This is a genomic window from Microcoleus sp. CAWBG640 (genome assembly GCF_020883015.1).
Taxonomy (GTDB): domain Bacteria; phylum Cyanobacteriota; class Cyanobacteriia; order Cyanobacteriales; family Microcoleaceae; genus Microcoleus; species Microcoleus anatoxicus.
Genome location: NZ_JAHRFC010000185.1, coordinates 1 through 3,114, shown reverse-complemented (window position 1 = coordinate 3,114; position 3,114 = coordinate 1). Strand labels below are relative to the sequence as shown.

Annotated in this window: 4 protein-coding genes and 1 pseudogene; all 5 read right to left on the bottom strand. The window is 47.5% G+C overall.

Annotated elements, in window-relative coordinates; genetic code table 11:
* Positions 1-109: 109 nt before the first annotated feature.
* Positions 110-1,288 carry a hypothetical protein gene (locus AAFP11_RS30055; protein WP_341740286.1) on the bottom strand — a complete coding sequence of 393 codons (1,179 nt, stop codon included), beginning with the start codon at positions 1,286-1,288 and terminating at the stop codon, positions 110-112.
* 130 nt (positions 1,289-1,418) lie between these two features.
* Positions 1,419-1,817, bottom strand: coding sequence for a hypothetical protein (locus AAFP11_RS30050; RefSeq protein ID WP_341740285.1), 399 nt, complete (start codon positions 1,815-1,817; stop codon positions 1,419-1,421).
* Positions 1,818-2,047: 230 nt separating this feature from the next.
* A complete protein-coding gene (locus tag AAFP11_RS30045) occupies positions 2,048-2,599 on the bottom strand; it encodes a hypothetical protein (RefSeq protein WP_341740284.1) in 552 nt (183 codons plus the stop codon).
* Positions 2,587-2,856, bottom strand: coding sequence for a hypothetical protein (locus tag AAFP11_RS30040; protein ID WP_341740283.1), 270 nt, complete (start codon positions 2,854-2,856; stop codon positions 2,587-2,589). The genes AAFP11_RS30045 and AAFP11_RS30040 overlap by 13 nt, the downstream gene beginning before the upstream one ends.
* A pseudogene (locus AAFP11_RS30035) lies at positions 2,853-3,114 on the bottom strand (hypothetical protein); the annotation flags it as partial. The gene AAFP11_RS30040 and the pseudogene AAFP11_RS30035, both read right to left, overlap by 4 nt.

The window sequence follows — 3,114 nt, the reverse complement described above, 5'->3', positions numbered from 1 at the left end:
TGGGTGGAAGATAATCTACAATTATATTTGGGTGGAATCGATACAGAAAAAACTTATATTTAACCCAGCTTGAATATATCGATCGCTCTTATTCTTGATTTGCGATCGATTATTCAGCAAGCCCTAAATAACATTCAGTTTTGAGGTTTAACCGTGATGCCAATTTTTCGATCGGAGCTGCAAGCGCTGGTGGTAATAATTCTGCCAATATAATCTGGGATTTTTGAGCCGAAAGGAGTCGTTCAACCTCTGTGGCTACCTCTTCTTGGGTAGATTCTTGTTCTTGCTCCTCTTCCCTGATCTTGTAAATCTTGAAGACTTCTTGGGGGTTGAGTCGGTATTTTTGAGCCAACTCAGCTAGCTTGACCTGGGTCTGTGAGCGTTTTGAATCTTGGGCTAAAATTTCATCAACCTCACGCTCCAGGAGTGAGAGGTTGGGATGGGTAAATTTGGGATGGCTAACGACCTTTGATATTTGCTGAGTATCCTTCTTCTCTCCCACCGCAGCCAAGATGTCAGCCCGTGCTATTACGCAGCTATCCATCCAATCCTTGATATCCAATCCCTGACTTTTTGGCAGATTGTTCCAGGCTGGTGAGTCTGGATAGGCGTAGAGCCAAAGAGCATCAGGAAATTCTTGATGCAATAAATTGGCGTGTTCAATACCTGGTTCATCCCGATCGGGACAGATAACAATTTTTGCACCCTCTAAATCGCTTGTGTCAGAGCTTCGCCACTTCTTAGAGCCACCAATGTTGCAGGTAGCAGCCAAACCTAAATCCCACAAAATGTCAGCACAACTTTCGCCCTCAACAATGAAAATTAGTTCATTATTTGCGATCGCCTTTTTGACATCGGCGTAACGGTAAATCGGGATATTCTCGCGGGTAATACCTTCGACTCCGACTACCCAACCAATCTGCCTGGAAGCTTTGCACTTACCCCAACTTTCTTGATGCCACTTAGGTTTACCCCCTTCTCCATCGTCAAACCGTACAACACGCACAAGTGGATTACCGGCTCGATCGGAGTAAACCCAGTAGCGAGTTTGCCGTGGCCGAATTGCCTTCTTTTCTTGAGGACGGGCGTAAAAATAGTGACCGTCTTTGTCTGTCTTGCTTGTAGCTTCCCAACCTGGAGCGGGCGGTTGGTCACGGTTACAGACTGATAAATCGCCTACAGAGTAGCACCAGTCAGGCTTGCCACAGTGCGGGCAAGGATTAGTCTTGGTTGCACGGATTAGTCCGGCGGTGCTTGCTGTTTGACCGTTCGATGAGTTATTATTCATAGTAATTACCACTTCATGGTGGTGCGCGAATCCAAAAGCCGTTGCAAGCTAGGTTCCAATTAGGATGCAGCGGTTTTTTGGCGTTTACTTTTTTTGAAAATTTAGGACACAGGAGGAACCGCCCCGCGGATTAGATTGCGGGTGCGATTAAGCTGTCGTTACGAGCACAGCCACCTATTTCAGCGTCAGGTAATGGGACAAAGACTGGGAAGGATGGAGGGGCCCGATCGGTTGCTCGAACAGGCAACTGGATGTCGGTGTCTTTGATTACAGGTTCCTTGGCAAGCTCAATGCGAGTTTTGGGAATTTTCTCTTGCTTGTTAATGAGATGCTTTATCTCTGCCAACATATGCCCCCGGACTGTGCAACAAATGTATTTCCAGAATTTCATCTTTCTCGGATGCCATTCTCGGCTGCGTTCTCCAAACTCCATAAGAGATTCTCCGCCCTCTCTATGCCAGAAAGGCTTGAGACAGCGCTTGACTCGCTCGATGAACCCGTAAATACATTTCACATCCATGTCGAACATTTTAATTGATAAATTGCACCTGATAATTTCAGACCGATTTTGTCCCGGCAACGAACCGAATACGTGTCAAAACTCGCTCGTCGGGTTTAAAGGTAAAAGCACTAGACGAGCGAGTCAGAACAAGGGTTTTAGCGTCCCCAAGTCAGAGGGGATTTTGTCCAAAATCTCGGACGGATTTTGTTGTTAAGCATGATAGGTTTCCAAAATCAACACAAAGCGATACATCAGTCTTACTCACCAACCAAGCGCTTATACTCAGCCTCAGCAGCTTTGTACTTAGAACTACCCCCCTTGGTTACGCCCCACAACTCAAGGATGATTTTTGCCTTGCCATAGCCCCGTGCTTGTAGCTGTAGAATCCGTTCTAAAAGTTCTGAGTCTGCGTTCTCAGCTAGTTGGGGGGAACGTTCAGAATTCCAATCATCACCTTGACTGTGACTTAGTGCTAGAGAGCGTTCTAGGTGTTCGACTTGCTCAGAACCCGCCGTGTTTAGAATAGATTCGGCTTCCATCCGACGTTGTTGCTCAGAGACATACGCACTGGTAGCTAGCTCGTCAACCGCATCAGCCACAACAACAGCCTCACGCATAGACTCAAACTCTTGGGCCTGAGCTAGTTTGAGGGCGATTCTCCGAGATTCAAAGCAGCAAGCAAAACCGCCCATTAGAGACAACCCAGTTACCCAATTGTGTAGCGGAATTTTACGGCTGAGGGTGAACGGTGGTGCTAGCCAGAGGATTAACCCAGAGGTTGTTAACGCGCAAACCTTTAAAAGCGACATAGCATCACCCCCAAACCGAATAAAACAGCGACTATACCTGCAACCAAAATCCCTTGCAGGTCTAGGAGTGTGATGCGGAATTTCAAGCACAGCCAGTCGTCTAGTATCCAACCTAGAATCCAGCACAGGACTACGACTAGGTACAAGGCTCTCACCAAAATCTGTAACCCAGAATTGAGCGACGCTATCCAGCAGAGGAAACTGGAAGCAATCGCACAACTCACAAAAGTGTTGAAAAGTGCAATCGCCCTGCTCATGGTTTTGTCCCTTGTAGCTTGGCTTTAATTTCGCTGATGCGACTTTCGGCATTACTAGCTGCTTGTTCTAGCCCCATACCCAGTCGAGCGTAGGCTGGACGCAATCCGTGCAAGTGTTTACCCAGACGTGCGTCGGCGCGCTTTTTTACGAGCTCGTTGTCGGCAACCACGCCCTCATATTTACGGTGGTGTTTGTGGACTTTGGCATCGGCTTCCTCAATCTTGCCAGCAGCTTCATAAGCCCGTTTGGCGTGACGT

Coding starts and splice junctions, on each gene's coding strand:
- AAFP11_RS30055 (WP_341740286.1), bottom strand. CDS start 1,288: ATGAATAATAACTCATCGAACGGTCAAACAGCAAGCACCGCCGGACTA.
- AAFP11_RS30050 (WP_341740285.1), bottom strand. CDS start 1,817: ATGTTCGACATGGATGTGAAATGTATTTACGGGTTCATCGAGCGAGTC.
- AAFP11_RS30045 (WP_341740284.1), bottom strand. CDS start 2,599: ATGTCGCTTTTAAAGGTTTGCGCGTTAACAACCTCTGGGTTAATCCTC.
- AAFP11_RS30040 (WP_341740283.1), bottom strand. CDS start 2,856: ATGAGCAGGGCGATTGCACTTTTCAACACTTTTGTGAGTTGTGCGATT.